Raw genomic sequence first — 15,543 nt, 5'->3', positions numbered from 1 at the left:
GTATGTTCTGATAAAATGGAATGAAAGGGAATTACTGTAAGGTGGTGGTGGGGTGAATAAAAAAAGGCTATTTGAGCTATTCATAGTAACGTTTGTTTTTCTATTCCTTCATGTAAGTACATTTACAAATGAGAAGTTTAACGATAAATTGGGTGCTTTTACTTACATTGTTTTATTTCTTATGCTTACTATCAACGCTATATTTATAGAAAGGTATTTTGGTGATATACAAAAGTGGATTCGAAATATTACATGTTGCTTTGCTTTATTCGTAGTGGTTTTAGTAGCTCTATGGATAGGTTATTTTTAGTCCTTACTTAAGAGAATGAGAAATATGTGATTACACTACATTTGATCCGATACTATTACTTAGCTGCATCGGTTTATATTAATCTTTTCTCTCCTCAATCATGATAAAATGTACAATAGGAAATTTTATGTAAGATAAAGAAGGAAGGTTTATGGTGAGCCTGAGTACTTTGCTAGCTTTTGCGCTTGTTTTACTTAGTATGGTTTGTTCACCTGGGCCTATTTTGATTTATCTTATTTCTCGTTCCATTACGTAGGGGCGTATGGCAGGATTTATTTTTTTTATTGAGCATCATGCTTGGATTTGTAATTCATATAAATGAAGCGACTTTAGTATTCACTCAAAAATCCATTGTCTATGAAACAACTAGATTTGTAAACGGCTTTAATAGAAAGATGTCTATTGTATTTTTTGCGGCAAGATTAAATAGCTTTTTTGTTACTTTACAATAAAGTATACTTAATATCAGTAATTCATGTAATTAGGGGTGGTTTCTATATTTAGAGAAAATACAAAAAGGATACTTCTGTCATTAGTAACAAATCCAATACTAATAATTGTATACGGAATTTTTTGTTATGAGTTGGCCTTATACTGTAAGTACGGAAGAATGAATTATAATATTTACATTTTGTTATTATGTATAGTACTTTTTATATCCATAACTACATTTACTACAATGCGGGTGATAAAAAATAGAGAATATGAATCTAAAAAATTAACAAATTCAATAGCATGGAGATCCATTTCTATTATCATTATTGTTGCAATTACATCATTTTATGGGATGCAGATTTATAAAAGTGCAATAAATTACAATGGTAAATTGGCATGGTTTATAGAAAAGTTAAAACATGAAAGGTCAGTTAAACTTAAACATAATAATATATATAAGTCTGGAGTAGAAGGTATTTTTGAAGATATAAATAAAAAATATCCTTTGCCAAAGAAATTGTATATGGCAACTGATTTTGATCTTACATTTCATTCAGATGGAACAATCACAGCGTTTGATACATTTGTTTATGGGAAAAATGATGATGGGAAAGAAGAAACTTATTTAATCTCTTATAATAAGAAGAAGTCAGAAAATATTACTATAATACGAGACGGATACGCAAAGCCTGATTATAATGATGATAAATTAGTAGAACCTTTAATTGAAACGGTTAAGGCGATTCCAGTTAAGCAAACGGTTAGAAAATGGAATGAAAGTAAGTATGGGTTGATTTATTATGGAAAAAGAAATTGGGGATCCAATACAGAGGGAATTATTAATATTACTGAGGATGGTAAGGGACAGAGTCTTAAAAAAGCAGCTTCTGATATCATTGGATATACTGTATCTATATTTGTCCCTGGAAAAGAGCAAGAGCTAGTCCCTGCTAGATATAATTTAATAAGTGACGCAAGTTGGAGTAAATCAAAGACGCCTCCAAAAGAAGATATGCTTAAAGAGAAGAAACAACAAGATTTAAAGAATGAAAAAGAACAGTTTTTCCTATCGAAAGAAGTTGGTTATAAACTAAATATGACAGATAAAGCATTAGGGAGCGCCTTTTATTCATTAAGCAAGACTAGTGATGAAGGGAAAACATGGGAGGTTATCAATCCAGACCCATTTAATGGGGGGATTGGTAGTGTATCAGGAATCACTTTTATAAATGATAAACTTGGGTTTTTAGGAGCAATTAGGCCTTCTGGTAATGAAGGAGAGTTATATCGCACAGATGATGGGGGAGTATCTTTCAAAAAGGTAGAATATCCGCCGCATGAAGTGAAATTAGATCATACACAGTCCACAATAAGTCCTTTTGATTCACCTAGTATGCCATATGAGAAAGATGGGGTTTTTAATATGTTAGTTGGACAAGGGGCAGATGGAGACTACAATGGCGATAGTAGTGCACTTTATCAATCAAAAGATAACGGAGAGACATGGGAATTTGTAGAAGAAGTGAAAAAGAAATAATCAGAATTTTTTTGAAAAATAAGGTAACTACTTAGCTATACATTTTATTTAGAAGTTTGGTAAGGGGTATAATTCCAGCCATGAAGATAAAAATGGACCTATACCTCGCTGCCTTTCTTTGTTTTATTTCTTATGCTTACTACCAACGCTATATTTATAGAAAGGTATTTTGGTGATATACAAAAATGGATTCGAAATACCACATGTTGTTTTGCTTTATTTGTAGTGGTTTTAGTAGCTCTATGGATAGGGTACTCTTAGATCCTTACTTAAGAGAATGAGAAGTATGTGATTACAATACATTCGATCCGATAATATTACTTAGCTGCATCGTTTTATATTAATCTTTTCTCTCCTCAATCATGATAAAATGTACAATAGGAAATTTTATGTAAAATAAAGGGGGAAGGTTTATGGTCAGCTTGAGTACATTGGTAGCTTTTGCAATTGTTTCGCTTAGCATGGTTTGTTCACCTGGGCCTAATATGATTTACCTCATTTCCCGTTCCATTACGCAAGGACGTATGGCGGGATTTATTTCTTTATTGGGCATCATGCTCGGATTTGTAATCTATATAATCGCAACTATGTTTGGACTTACAGTTCTATTCGTTGCTGTTCCCGCTGTATATGAAGCAGTAAAGTGGGCAGGTGCTGCTTACTTGCTCTGGCTCGCCTGGAATTCGATTAAACCGGGTGCTACATCTATTATGGAACCTCGTATGATTTCTAATGAGCCACCAAGGAAATTATTTCTGAGGGGACTCATGACGAATCTTCTGAATCCAAAGATTGCTATTTTGTATGTATCACTTCTACCTCAATTTGAAGATCCAGAGAAGGGATCGTTGCTTTTTCAAGGTGCAGTTTTGGGGCTTACGCAAATCACTGTTAGCTTTATGGTTAACCTTGTAATTGTATGTACAGCAAGTAAAATTGCAAAATGGTTTGGCACACGCCCGACGTGGCTACGAGTACAGCGTTGGCTTATGGCAAGTGTTTTAACGGGGCTTGCTGTACGTCTTGCTTTTGAACGTCGACAGTAAGAGCCTCTTTACCGTCAGTTTCTATAATATAACCTAATAAATATTAATATAATTTATGTATAGTAGATATTTACCTTATAAAATAAGGGGGGAATATTATGACTGAGACAAACGAATCTTCAGGAGTTAATTTGAAAGAAGATGTGAAGTTTTCTATTATAATTCCTGCGCATAATGAAGAAAAGTACATTAGAAAATGTTTAGATTCAATTGCAAAGGCATCAGAGGCATATAAAGAGCAAACGGAAGTTATAGTTGTTTTAAATCGTTGTACAGATAAAACAGAGGAAATAGCAAAATCTTATAATTGTGTTACATTGAAAAATAACGATAAAAACTTATCTAAAATTCGAAATGCAGGGGCTAAAATAGCTAGTGGGGAAATAATCGTTACTATAGACGCTGATACCATAATGACAGAGTCTATGTTGTTTAATGTAGATAAATATTTAGCTTCAGGTACATACATTGGTGGTGGGGTGAATGGTAAGTTTGAAAGAATATCTTTAGGAATATTTCTCTCCGCAATGTTAATCATAATCCCCTTACTTTTTAAGTACGGAGCTATATCTGTAGGGATTTTTTGGTGCTATAGAAAAGACTTTATGGCAATCAACGGATTTAATGAAAACATGCTTATGGCAGAAGATGCAGATTTCGCTAAACGTTTAAAAGAGTGGGGAAAGAAAAATAATAAGAAATTCGGTACTATTAAAAATGGAATGATAACTTCATGCAGAAGATTTGATACATATGGAGACTGGACTTTACTTAAAAATCCCAAAGTAATTTTAGCTTATCTAAAAGGAAATGATAGAAAATACGCAGATAAGACATATTATGATAACCAAGAAAGATAAAAATGGAGAAAATCAGAAGAGGATAGCTAGTACTTTTTTAGATATAATGAGAATCCAACTTAATTTAATAGATATTATAAGAAAACCACCAATTTGATTATCCTTTTTCAAATTGGTGGTTTTTATTTTTGAAATAAATATGTATTTTTTTATAAAAATATTTTTTGACCCCCATAAAACTATGTATTCCTCCGAATATGTATAGTGAAGAAAATAAATAGAAGAAAAATGACTATGAAAGAATATAGAAGCATTAATAAAATTACTAGATTAGGTGGGCATCCAAAATAAAAGGATGAAATTACCAATGGTATAGAGGAGAGTTATTCAAGGATTGCAGATAAAATAGAAAAAGAATAAGCAAAACGAACGGTAGAAAATAAGAAAGTAGATAAAAATACAAACCTAACTGTAGTGCCGAGAGAAAAGGAAAAATCATTAAGAAAACGTTAGACTCTAAAAATATAACTAACAGCAAGAAAACAAGACCGAAGAAAAGTACCAAGAAAATCTGGTTAAATGGTCACTTGTGTAGTGGCCATTTTGCTATTTGAAGGAGGCTGGGAGATTACAAGTGTTGAGTTTAGTAATGAAGATCTTAAGAAAACCGAAAATAGAAGATATCGTATGTAACATACAAAACAACGAAGAAGATAAAGAAGCGTTTATCGTACAGTATCAGCCTTTTATTAGAAAATCAATCTCATCTGTCTGCCGCCGATATATTACAGAACAGGATGATGAATATAGCATTGGATTGTTTGCATTTAACGAAGCAATTGAACAGTATTCCTATACAAAAGGAAAATCCTTTTTAGCGTTTGCTGATCTTCTTATAAAAAGAGATGTAATTGACTATATACGTAAGGAGTCTAAACATAACTTTGTCTTTTTAAAAGAAGATGAGCAAGAGGAAATGTTAGAAATGCAAGTGTCGCTTACAGAGTATATGAAAGAGATGGAAAATAGTAACCGTAAGGAGGAAATTCTTCATTTTCAAAGTGTGCTAGCTGAGTTTAAAATCACATTCTCAGAGCTTGCTAAAGAATCTCCTAAGCATCGTGATACGCGTGAGCACTTAATAGAAATTGTAAAAATTATTATAAAAGAAGAGGAAATGATGGAAGAGCTGTTCCGAAAGAAAAAGTTACCGCTTAAACATATTGAACCGCGTGTTAGGGTAAGTCGTAAAACGTTGGAACGACATAGAAAATACATTATTGCAATGTGTATTATTTTTGCAAACAACTATACATATATTCTGGATTACATAAGAGGGGAAAAGCATGATGAATAAAGGAATTGTGATGGATATAAAAAAGCATAGCGTAGTTGTTTTAACACCAAATGGAGAGTTTATTACGTGTAAAAGAAAAGGGGATTCTTGCATGATCGGGGAGGAAATCTCATTTGATGAGCAAGAAAAAAAAGCATCGCATTTTTCGATCCCTTCCTTTTTAAAACCTGCATCAATACTTGTTGCTTGTTTTCTATTTGCAGTGCTGTTTTTCTACAACCAACCAGAAGAAAAAGTATTTGCTTACGTCTCAGTTGATATAAATCCAAGTTTAGAGGTGAGCGTAACGAAGGATTTTCGTGTTATAGATTTACAGGCTTGTAATGATGATGGAAGGCGTATTTTAAAAGAATTGAAGCAATGGGAAAATAAACAATTACAAGAAGTAATACGTACTATTATAAAGCAAAGTCAAGAGGATAAGTATTTAACGAATGATAAGCAAGTTATGCTAACAGCAGTTGCAAAGGACAAGGCGCTAGAACCACAGTTAGAAAAGGCAATGAAAGAATTGAAGAAAGAATATGAGTTAAAACATATTACAGTTGAATATCAAAGTAGCACGATGCAAGTACGAGAGAATGCTAGAAAAGCTGGAATTGGCACAGGTGTCTATATAAAGCAAGAGAATGAGAAAAACAAATCGCTTACTCCTCCTGCCACGCCGCCTAATCCGGTGGAAAATGAAGAAGAGGTGCAATCACAGCCGGAGTCATCTCCTGATGCATCAATGGATTTATCTCCTGTAGACGAAAAAAAATATGAAAAGCAAGAGCAGAAAGAACAAAAGAAAACAGAGGAACAGCCATCGAAGCAAATAAAAGAAAACAATGGAAGAGGATCTCAGCAAGAAAATAGAGGGAATCAACAGGAGAATAAAAGTAGAGAATCACAACAAGGAAATAATGGAAATGGGCAAGGGAACAACGGAAGAGAATCACAACAAGGAAATAATGGAAATGGGCAAGGGAACAACGGAAGAGGATCACAACAAGGGAATAATGGAAATGGGCAAGGGAACAACGGAAGAGGATCACAACAAGGGAATAATGGAAATGGACAAGGGAACAACGGAAGAGGGTCTCAACAAGGAAATAATGGGAACGAGCAAGGGAACAACGGAAGAGGGTCTCAACAAGGGAATAATGGAAATGGGCAAGGGAACAATGGAAGAGATCCTCAACAAGGAAATAACGGGAATCAGCAAGGGAACAATGGAAGAGGATCCCAGAAAGAAAATGACGGAAACGAGCAAGGGAACAACGGTAGGGGGTCTCAACAAGAAAATAGAGGCCACCAGCAAGGGAATGAAAAGAAGAATCAATAGAATATGGAAGTGAGAGATTCATTTCAAAGCTAAAAGGATTTCTCTCGCTATTGTGGGCAGTAAAACTCCCATCTCAAAATTTGGCTGGAGCAAAGAAGTTAGGTGGGAGTTGGGCTGCTTGTAAATGCCCAATTGGTGAGGGCTGATTAAAGTTGCACTTTATTATTTTATAGTTCTATTAAGAAGGAGTATGTGAAAAATATAATGGAGAAAAACATTCAACAAGAGAAAGATAAAGAAAAACCTGTTTTTTATGATCCGAAAGGAAGGAGAAACATAGCCTTTATTTCGTTTCTATGTATCTCAATAGTTAGTGTAGGTGTTGTATTTTATTTTTTCTTTCAAAGTATTTTTTCAACACCAGAAATTCCAAATATGAATACCGCTGTACAACAAGATACTAAACTTGTACCAATTAATCAAAAACTTAGTGATCAGCATTTAAAGAAGGAAGAATTTAACCCAAATACCGGAACGAAGGATAATGAAAATTTGGTGAATCCGCCGAAGGATAGTAAACAACCTAAAGAAGTGTATGGTTTTTATGTAAACTGGGATGAAAATAGTACCGCTTCTTTAAAAGAAAATATCGATTCCTTAACTACGTTAGTACCAGAGTGGTATCATTTAAAAGCAGATTTAACGATTAGAAGTGAGATCAAACCTGAGATAGTAAAGTTGGCAGAAAAAAATCAAGTGAAGATTATGCCTTTGCTTACTAACTATACTGAGGAAGCTTCTGGTCCTGATAGTGGGCTAATTCATAAGTTACTGAATTCCTCAAATGATGTAAAGACAAAGTTTATTAATGATTTAGTAAGCCAAGTTAAAAAGAATCATTTTTCAGGAATTAATATTGACTTTGAGGCCGTACCTGAAAGTGATAGAGAAAACTTAACAAATTTTATGAAAGAACTTACTACGGAATTTCATCAACATGATTTGCTCGTTACACAAGATGTTCCAGCTAATGATAAGGCTTTTGATTATAGTGCGTTAGCAAAAATAATAGATCGAATGATTGTAATGATGTACGATGAGCACTATGGAGCCGGGGAACCAGGACCAATTGCTTCAAATAAATGGTTCCAACATACATTAAAAGAACTGAATATTCCGTCTAATAAGCTTATAGTTGCTTTCGGTAACTATGGATATGATTGGCAAGTAAATAGTAAAGAAGCTGCGAAGTCTTTAACTTTCTCAGAAGTTATGGCAATGGCTCATGATTCAAATATGAAAATTCAATGGGATAAAATGAGTGGAAACCCTTATTTTAGGTATAAAACAGAAGGGAAAGAACATACTGCTTGGTTCTTAGACGGTGTAACTCTTTATAATCAAGTGAAAATCGCAATGGACAATAATGCAAAGGGATTTGCGTTATGGAGACTAGGAGCAGAAGACCCTACAATATGGAAAGTTTTAAAAAATCCGATTGAGGCACAAAAAAATCCTAATGTATTACATAAAATCAATAGTTTAGATGAAGTAAATTATTCTGGACAAGGTGAAATTTTACAGATTGAGAATGAAAGAAAAAATGGATTGAGAGATTTTAAAGTAGGCAAAGATGGTTACCTTACAGATGAAGTATATCAATCCTTACCATCTGCATATGAAGTGCAACGATATGGAAAACCAAATGGGAAACAAGTAGTATTAACATTTGATGATGGACCAGACCCGAAATATACGCCAGAAATTTTAGATATATTAAAAGAGAATCAAATAAAAGCTGCTTTTTTTGTACTTGGTGAAAACGCACAACTAAATACTAGTATTGTAAAAAGAATATACGATGAAGGGCATGAAATTGGCAATCATACTTTCAAGCATCCTAACATAGCTGATACGTCTTTACTACGAACGAAAGTAGAACTTAATACGACGCAACGTTTAATTCAGGAAGTAACTGGACATTCTACGGTTTTATTTAGACCGCCATATGAAGCGGATGCTAACCCGGATTCATCAAATGAAATATTGCCTATTTTACGTGCACAAAATATGAACTATACAATGGTAGCGGAAAAAGTTGATCCCGAAGACTGGGCAACACCATCAACAAATGAATTAGTAAAGCGTGCTCTTAATCCCATTTATAAGGGAGAGGGAAATATTATTCTTCTCCATGATGCGGGAGGGAATCGTACACATACAGTAGAGGCGCTCCCAATCATTATTAAAGACCTAAAAAAGCATGGATATAGTTTTGTAACAATTTCAGATTTAATGAATAAAGAACGAGATGAAATTATGCCTCCTGTTTCTTCTGAGGGGAAGCAATATTTACTTTACAATAAAGCTGTCTTTTCAGGAGCGGGATACTTTAAACATATATTAACTACTATTTTTTATATTGCTATTGGATTAGGGATTTTTCGATTTTTATTCTTAATTTATTTTGCATGGAAGCAGAAAAGAAAAACGTTATCTCGCTATATTAATTCGTCTTATCAACCTTTTGTTAGTGTTGTCATAGCGGCATATAATGAAGAAAAGGTGATAGCCAAGACGATTCACTCAATTTTGAATAGTAATTATAGAGAATTTGAAGTTATTGTTGTGGATGACGGATCGACAGATGGTACGTCAAAAGTAATGAAAGAAACATTTTATAAACACCCTAAAGTTCGTTTCATTCAGAAAGAAAATGGCGGGAAATCATCGGCAATGAACCTAGGGTTTCAACAATCGCGAGGAGAAATCATTGTCACTTTAGATGCGGATACTATTATTGCGCAAGACGCTATTTCTTTAATGATTAGACACTTTGAAGATCAGAATGTAGCTGCAGTTTCAGGTAATGTCAAAGTGGGGAATAGACGGAATTTGTTAACTACTTGGCAACATGTTGAGTATATTACAGGGTTTAATTTAGAACGTAGAGCTTTTGATGAGTTAAATTGTATTACAGTCGTTCCAGGAGCTATTGGGGCGTGGCGCAAGAAGAATGTAGTTGAATCTGGATATTTAAGCGAAGATACATTAGCAGAAGATACGGATCTTACTATTACATTTTTACGTCAAGGGCATAGAATTGTATATGAAGAAAAAGCGCATGCTTTTACGGAATCACCTGAGGATGTGAAAAGTCTCATTAAACAGCGATATCGTTGGTCATATGGTACACTTCAATGTCTTTGGAAACATCGAAAAGCGTTGTGTAATTCTAAACATAAAACATTAGGGTTTATTGCACTGCCTAACATGTGGTTATTCCAATATGTTCTGCAATTCATTGCTCCTTTTGCAGATATATTAATGATTATAGGACTATTTAGTAGTAATCCGCTAAAAGTTTTAGGATTTTATCTTGTATTCTTTTTAATGGATCTTCTCGCTTCTCTATTTGCATTTAAATTAGAGGAAGAGAATCCGAAACCATTAGTATGGTTAATTTTACAACGTTTTATTTATCGTCAATTTATGACTTATGTTGTCATTAAATCTATATTCTCATCGCTTCGAGGAGTAGCGGTAGGGTGGAATAAACTAAAGAGACTGGGGAGTGTTAAACATTCCACGGAACATAAGGAGGCATCATAAAAGAGCGGACTATTGAAGTGACCCCTAAAAGTTAGACACGGTTATTTCATTAGGCAGCTTGATAAAAGTGAGTCCGGTATTGTACCGGGCTCATTTTTAATTTTGCCTTAATCCGTTTCGTATTATAATAATCTATATATTTTTCTAATTCTATTTTAAAGTGCTCTACATTTTCAAATTCTTTTATGTAGAGGAACTCCGACTTCATAATCCCAAAGAAATTTTCTATTACTGCGTTGTCGTAACAGTTGCCTTTTCGAGACATACTCTGGACGATAGCTCTTGATTCAAGTGTCCGGACGTACTGTCTCATTTGATAATGCCATCCTTGATCCGAATGCATCAGTAGCTGGTGGGTTTCAGGTAAACGTTCCAATGCTTTCTCTAACATGTCTGAAACAAGCGAATACGTCGGTCTAGAACCAATTGTATAGGTAATAATTTCACCATTATACAAATCTAATACAGGTGATACATACAGTTTTCTCCAAATAATTTAAACTCTGTGATGTCTGTTACCCACTTTTGATTCGGTGCATCTGTATGAAAATTACGCTCTAAAATATTAGGTGCAATTTTACCGACTTTTCCTTTATAGGATTTATATTTCTTCATACGCACAACACACTTTAACCCAAGCACTTTCATAATGCGCTGTACCTTCTTGTGGTTCACTTTCTGGCCACGATTCGTTAATTCATCACGAATGCGACGGTAACCATAACGACCTTCATTTTCCTCATAAATCGCTTTAATCTCAGCTTTTAAATCGGCATCTACATCTGGACGATTCATTTTCTTTACTAAATCATAATACGTGCTTCGAGGAATAGTAGCTAGCTCCACGAGTGCCTTCACCGAATATTTATGCCTTAATTCATAGACTACTTGCGCTTTGTCTTGTTTTGTGATTTTTCCTTGTTTTGAACTAAGGCATTTAACTTTTTTAAGTACTCATTTTCCATCTCAAGCTGTTTAATGCGTGCTTCAAGTGCTTCGACAGATCCTTCAGCTAAAGGTTGTTTTACTTGTTTATTTGAATCTTTTTTCATGGATGGACGCCCCTTTTTCTTAGATTGAAGGGCATCAATTCCTTGTGTTTCGAGCTGTTTTTTCCAAACAGAAATCGTTGAAGGGGCAGGAATATTAAAGATAGCTGCCGTCTCAAATAAGGACATACCGTTTTCAATCATAAAGTTTAGTACGTCTAGTTTAAATTGTTGTGTGTAATTTGTACATCGTTTTAGAAAAGCTTCCAGACCATTCTGTTTATATTGGTTTACCCAATTCAAAATGATTGTGTCACTTATACCGAGCGATCTACCCACTTCTCGATAACTTTCATTTCCGTTCAAATAACGTAGAACGATTTGTATTTTTTCATCAGCTGTAAATTTAGCCATAGAAAAACTGCACCTCCAATTGTTAGATTGTGTCTAACAATTGGGGTGCAGTTCATATCTGCTCTTTTTTTCATTAGTTTTAGTTAGTTGAATGTAGAGTTGTAGCATAAAAACTGCTGCTTCTATAACGAGATTCCTATTCATTATGAATAGTGAGACAGTATGTTAAGCTAATCCTTTAGTTTCGGACAAAAGTTTTTTTATATTTTTTTAAAATGACGGACACAAAAACGCATATACCTTCGAATTATATATATGGATAACATAAATATGTATATAAAAGGGGAGAAATAAGATGAAAGAAAAAAAAGAAATGTTTCAAGAAATCGCTGAGGTGTTAAAGGTATTGGCGCATCCAGTTCGTCTATCTTTAGTAAAAATAATGCTTGCAAAAGGTCCTACTAATGTAACAACAATGTATGGGGATTTACAAATGCCTCAAAGTACAATTAGTCAACATTTATCTAAACTAAAAGCTGCTAAAATGGTTACAGGTACTCGGAAAGGATTAGAAATTTATTATGAGGTAACTGACAATCGCACAAAATCAATATTAGCATGTTTAGTTTAAATAATGACTTCTATTTCAAAATAAAAAACGCTATTCTTTTCTATGATTTTACAGAGAGAATAGCGTTTTTTATTTTTAAGGAGTATCTTTTTATATGCCTATAGAATGGAGTGAAAGGTTTATGGGTTTAAATGTACCTACTATTACCTTAGGTTCTAATGCGTCTAATAATGAAAAAATTCTCGGTTTAGGGGTGCTTCTTTATAGCTTACGTACAATTGAGATTAGAAAAAGTAGAGCGAGCGCTTAATGAGGCGGAAGTAGTGTTTATATGCGAAACTTTATAGAAAGCTCATTTTTCTAATTGTATCTTTTTAGATTGATGGATGTGGGGTCACGTCCATCAATCTAAGAAAACAAGTTAGCTAAAAAACAATGAAAATAAACTTTATAAAAACAAAAAATATGAACGTAGAGGATGAAACAAAGTATATATTGCTTTTTTAGTCATGTAATCTTTTAATTTGATGATCTTTTCCCCATTCAAACAGATTATCCATTATTTGCATTAAAGATTTTCCGTATTCACTTAGTGTGTACTCAACCTTTGGTGGTACTTCTTGATATACGGTACGATAGATAATCCTATCAGCTTCAAGTTGCCGAAGTTGTTGTGTAAGAACCTTTTGTGTAATGTTTGGGATTTCTCGTTTAATTTCATTTGTTCGCATTTTTCCATCCGACAAAATACATAAAATATGAACTTTCCATTTTCCACCGATTACATCGAGTGTTGTTGCAATTGGGCAATTATCATTTTGATTCATATAACACCTCCAAAGGTACTTCAAGGTTCCTATAGTACCTGAAAGTACGTACTTTTCAATTATATGTAACTCATTCATACTAATACGTAAAGGATTGATTAATTTATAAAGGGGCTGGAAAATGATGAGAACACTTGTAATTGTAGCACACCCTCATATTGAAAAATCAAAAATTAATAAAAGATGGATAGAAGAACTTGAGAAACATTCAGATGAAATTACGGTGCATGAATTATATAAGGTGGCACCAAATTGGGAGTTTAATATTGAAGAAGAGCAAAAGTTATTAGTAGAACATGACAGATATATATTTCAATTTCCGCTTTACTGGTACAGCACACCACCATTATTAAAAAAATGGTTCGATGATGTATTAACATATGGATTTGCGTACGGATCACAAGGAGATAAAGTGAAGGGGAAAGAATTTGGTGTAGCTATTTCTATAGGTGGATTAGAAAAAGACTATGAAAATAGTGGGATTACAATGGATGAGTTGACGAAACCATTCCAAGCTACATGCCTATATACAGGTATGGAATTTATACCTTCCTTTTATTTATATGGTGCAGAATATAAACTAAGTGATGAAGAGATTGATAAAAGTGCACCTGAGTATGTGCAATATGTAATGAACAAGAAGTATTCTAATATATAATGAAAAATAGCCATTTACTTGTGAAGTAAATGGCTATTTTATATTTTTCTTATATTCACTAAGTGTAATCTTTAGTAAATTAATAGTTAATCTGATAAAATAAAAAACCTAACATATATAAAGGGGAGTTTTACTTGAGAACGATGCGACAATTATTACAAAAGAGAGCAATGCAGTCACCAAATTTGGAAGCGCTTGTAGGAGGGAAGAAAAGATATTCGTTTCAGCAATATAATGAACGAGTAAATCAGCTTGCACATTATTTGTTACATAATGGTGTGCAAAGAGGAGATCGTATAGGAATACTATGCAAAAATAATCACCCATTTCCAAGCGTTATGATGGCAAGTTTAAAAATTGGAGCGGTATTTATTCCGCTAAATCATCAGCTTACTGTATACGAATTAGAAACAATTGTAAAAGAAGCGAAATTAAAAGTGTTAGTTATTGATGAAGAATTTAGTGAAGTGTTATTAAATGTTGATGCTGTTAAAGAAATTCCTTATGTAATTCAAACGACAAAAGAAGGTTTTGGTTCATTTGAATTAGAGCTGCAAAAACAGCCAACGACAGAACCGAACGTAGAAGCTCATGAAGAAGACGACGCCATTTACTTATTTACTTCAGGAACGACTGGACAGGCGAAAGCATGTGTAATTGGACATAAAAACTTACATCACTATTTTGCTGAAATTGCGGGACAAAGAGAAATCCCAGCAGGTGAACGCTTTTTATCTGTGCATCCATTGTTCCATATGAGTGGCGTGCTTTCTATTTTAAATTGTATTTATCATGGCGTTACGATGATTTTCTTAGCTGATTCGAATCCTGCTATTATTTGGGATAAGATTGAAGAAGAGAAAATTACTACGATGCTTGCGTTCCCTGCTGTTTATAGTTACATGCTTGATGAATTAAATAAAAAAGAACGTAATATTTCAACCTTTAAAGTAGCACAAAGCGGTGGTACAAAAGTGCCAGAAACACTCATTCAAAAATATATGGAAAAAGGAATATATATGGTGCAAGGTTATGGTAGTACAGAAGGTTGGGTTGTAACCTCATGGCATCCAATGATGGGAAAAGAAAAGATGTCTTCTGTAGGAAAGACCTTGAAAAATGTAGAGGTGAAAATTGTTCATCCGGAAACAGGACATGAACTAACAACAAATGAAGTTGGAGAGATTCATGTGAAAAGTCCATACATGTTTAAAGGGTATTGGAATAATGAAAAGGCGACAAAGAAGGTAGTAAAAGATAACTGGTTTAACATGGGCGATGCTGGCATGATAGATGATGATGGATTCCTGCATATTATGGGAAGATATAAAGACGTTATTATACGCGGTGGTGACAACGTATATCCAGATCAAGTAGAAGATGTTATTCATGAAATACAAGATGTTTTAGAAGTTGCAGTAGTTGGAGTTCCAGATGACTTTTGGGGAGAGGTTCCAAGAGCTTACATTGTGAAGGATGGCGAAACAACATTAACAGAAGAAAGTATTATTCAGTATTGTAAGGAGAAGTTAGCAAGTTATAAAATACCAGAAGTAGTATTCATAGACGAGTTACCGAAAAACGCTTTAGGAAAAGTGTTGAAGAGGGAATTACGAGATGTAGTTCTTGTGAAATAGAAAATTATAAAACGATGGAGAACCCAGTTATGTATAAGGCATGACTGGGTTTTTATGTATCAAAAACATAATGATTTACTAGATTTTGTATTTTGTGTAAGATAATAAAGAATATTCGAAAAACAATTGAGGGAAGAGATATA

General features: G+C 33.8%; 12 protein-coding genes and 3 pseudogenes. 13 read left to right on the top strand and 2 right to left on the bottom strand.

Annotated elements, in window-relative coordinates:
• Window positions 1–52 precede the first annotated feature (52 nt).
• From C3Y97_RS16950 to C3Y97_RS16910, 9 genes and pseudogenes are all read left to right on the top strand, one after another.
• A complete protein-coding gene (locus C3Y97_RS16950) occupies window positions 53–310 on the top strand; it encodes a DUF3963 domain-containing protein (RefSeq protein WP_001036206.1) in 258 nt (85 codons plus the stop codon).
• A gap of 151 nt (window positions 311–461) precedes the next feature.
• A pseudogene (locus C3Y97_RS28175) lies at window positions 462–627 on the top strand (LysE family translocator); the annotation flags it as partial.
• 170 nt (window positions 628–797) lie between these two features.
• Window positions 798–2,282: a WD40/YVTN/BNR-like repeat-containing protein gene (locus C3Y97_RS16940; RefSeq protein ID WP_308128348.1), complete on the top strand. Its 1,485-nt coding sequence runs from the start codon at window positions 798–800 to the stop codon at window positions 2,280–2,282.
• A 105-nt stretch (window positions 2,283–2,387) separates the two neighbouring features.
• Window positions 2,388–2,543 (top strand): annotated as a pseudogene (locus tag C3Y97_RS16935) (DUF3963 domain-containing protein); the annotation flags it as partial.
• Window positions 2,544–2,695: 152 nt separating this feature from the next.
• Window positions 2,696–3,328 carry a LysE family translocator gene (locus C3Y97_RS16930; protein ID WP_000254114.1) on the top strand — a complete coding sequence of 211 codons (633 nt, stop codon included), beginning with the start codon at window positions 2,696–2,698 and terminating at the stop codon, window positions 3,326–3,328.
• Window positions 3,329–3,426: 98 nt separating this feature from the next.
• On the top strand, window positions 3,427–4,188 hold the full coding sequence (locus C3Y97_RS16925) for a glycosyltransferase family 2 protein (protein ID WP_098212556.1): 762 nt from the start codon (window positions 3,427–3,429) through the stop codon (window positions 4,186–4,188).
• 574 nt (window positions 4,189–4,762) lie between these two features.
• On the top strand, window positions 4,763–5,485 hold the full coding sequence (gene sigI / locus C3Y97_RS16920; protein ID WP_002082432.1) for an RNA polymerase sigma factor SigI: 723 nt from the start codon (window positions 4,763–4,765) through the stop codon (window positions 5,483–5,485).
• On the top strand, window positions 5,475–6,812 hold the full coding sequence (locus tag C3Y97_RS16915) for an anti-sigma factor domain-containing protein (protein WP_136363541.1): 1,338 nt from the start codon (window positions 5,475–5,477) through the stop codon (window positions 6,810–6,812). The genes sigI and C3Y97_RS16915 overlap by 11 nt, the downstream gene beginning before the upstream one ends.
• Before the next feature lie 204 nt (window positions 6,813–7,016).
• Window positions 7,017–10,364, top strand: a complete 3,348-nt coding sequence (locus C3Y97_RS16910) for a trifunctional glycoside hydrolase family 18/polysaccharide deacetylase/glycosyltransferase family 2 protein (protein ID WP_136363540.1) — start codon at window positions 7,017–7,019, stop codon at window positions 10,362–10,364.
• Between the two features lie 49 nt (window positions 10,365–10,413).
• On the opposite strand, the pseudogene C3Y97_RS16905 reads toward C3Y97_RS16910, so the two are convergent.
• Window positions 10,414–11,767 (bottom strand): annotated as a pseudogene (locus tag C3Y97_RS16905) (IS3 family transposase).
• Between the two features lie 295 nt (window positions 11,768–12,062).
• Between C3Y97_RS16905 and C3Y97_RS16895 the strand changes: the two are divergent.
• Both C3Y97_RS16895 and C3Y97_RS27880 read left to right on the top strand, forming a co-directional pair.
• Window positions 12,063–12,338: an ArsR/SmtB family transcription factor gene (locus C3Y97_RS16895; protein ID WP_000660066.1), complete on the top strand. Its 276-nt coding sequence runs from the start codon at window positions 12,063–12,065 to the stop codon at window positions 12,336–12,338.
• 94 nt (window positions 12,339–12,432) lie between these two features.
• Complete coding sequence (locus C3Y97_RS27880; protein ID WP_001121201.1) at window positions 12,433–12,588, top strand: hypothetical protein; 156 nt, start codon at window positions 12,433–12,435, stop codon at window positions 12,586–12,588.
• Between the two features lie 193 nt (window positions 12,589–12,781).
• On the opposite strand, the gene C3Y97_RS16890 is transcribed toward C3Y97_RS27880, so the two are convergent.
• Window positions 12,782–13,105: a winged helix-turn-helix transcriptional regulator gene (locus C3Y97_RS16890; RefSeq protein WP_136363539.1), complete on the bottom strand. Its 324-nt coding sequence runs from the start codon at window positions 13,103–13,105 to the stop codon at window positions 12,782–12,784.
• 124 nt (window positions 13,106–13,229) lie between these two features.
• On the opposite strand from C3Y97_RS16890, the gene C3Y97_RS16885 reads away from it, so the two are divergent.
• Together C3Y97_RS16885 and C3Y97_RS16880 are read left to right on the top strand one after the other, a co-directional pair.
• Entirely contained in the window at window positions 13,230–13,763 is a 534-nt protein-coding gene (locus C3Y97_RS16885; protein WP_025921899.1) for an NAD(P)H-dependent oxidoreductase, read from the top strand.
• A gap of 143 nt (window positions 13,764–13,906) precedes the next feature.
• The gene (locus C3Y97_RS16880) at window positions 13,907–15,400 is read left to right on the top strand and encodes a class I adenylate-forming enzyme family protein (protein WP_205688517.1); all 1,494 of its coding nucleotides are present in this window, start codon (window positions 13,907–13,909) and stop codon (window positions 15,398–15,400) included.
• The last annotated feature ends 143 nt before the right edge of the window (window positions 15,401–15,543 follow it).

Source organism: Bacillus sp. DU-106 (genome assembly GCF_004799705.1).
GTDB classification, from domain to species: Bacteria; Bacillota; Bacilli; order Bacillales; family Bacillaceae_G; genus Bacillus_A; species Bacillus_A cereus.
Note: the sequence above shows the minus strand (reverse complement) of the source record. Positions and strands in the feature narration are given on the sequence as shown.

What these genes read in the sequence shown, in the direction of transcription:
- C3Y97_RS16890 (WP_136363539.1), bottom strand. Translation starts at nt 13,105, where the DNA reads ATGAATCAAAATGATAATTGCCCAATTGCAACAACACTCGATGTAATC.
- C3Y97_RS16915 (WP_136363541.1), top strand. Translation starts at nt 5,475, where the DNA reads ATGATGAATAAAGGAATTGTGATGGATATAAAAAAGCATAGCGTAGTT.
- C3Y97_RS16885 (WP_025921899.1), top strand. Translation starts at nt 13,230, where the DNA reads ATGAGAACACTTGTAATTGTAGCACACCCTCATATTGAAAAATCAAAA.
- C3Y97_RS16895 (WP_000660066.1), top strand. Translation starts at nt 12,063, where the DNA reads ATGAAAGAAAAAAAAGAAATGTTTCAAGAAATCGCTGAGGTGTTAAAG.
- C3Y97_RS16930 (WP_000254114.1), top strand. Translation starts at nt 2,696, where the DNA reads ATGGTCAGCTTGAGTACATTGGTAGCTTTTGCAATTGTTTCGCTTAGC.
- C3Y97_RS16910 (WP_136363540.1), top strand. Translation starts at nt 7,017, where the DNA reads ATGGAGAAAAACATTCAACAAGAGAAAGATAAAGAAAAACCTGTTTTT.
- C3Y97_RS16880 (WP_205688517.1), top strand. Translation starts at nt 13,907, where the DNA reads ATGCGACAATTATTACAAAAGAGAGCAATGCAGTCACCAAATTTGGAA.
- C3Y97_RS27880 (WP_001121201.1), top strand. Translation starts at nt 12,433, where the DNA reads ATGCCTATAGAATGGAGTGAAAGGTTTATGGGTTTAAATGTACCTACT.
- C3Y97_RS16925 (WP_098212556.1), top strand. Translation starts at nt 3,427, where the DNA reads ATGACTGAGACAAACGAATCTTCAGGAGTTAATTTGAAAGAAGATGTG.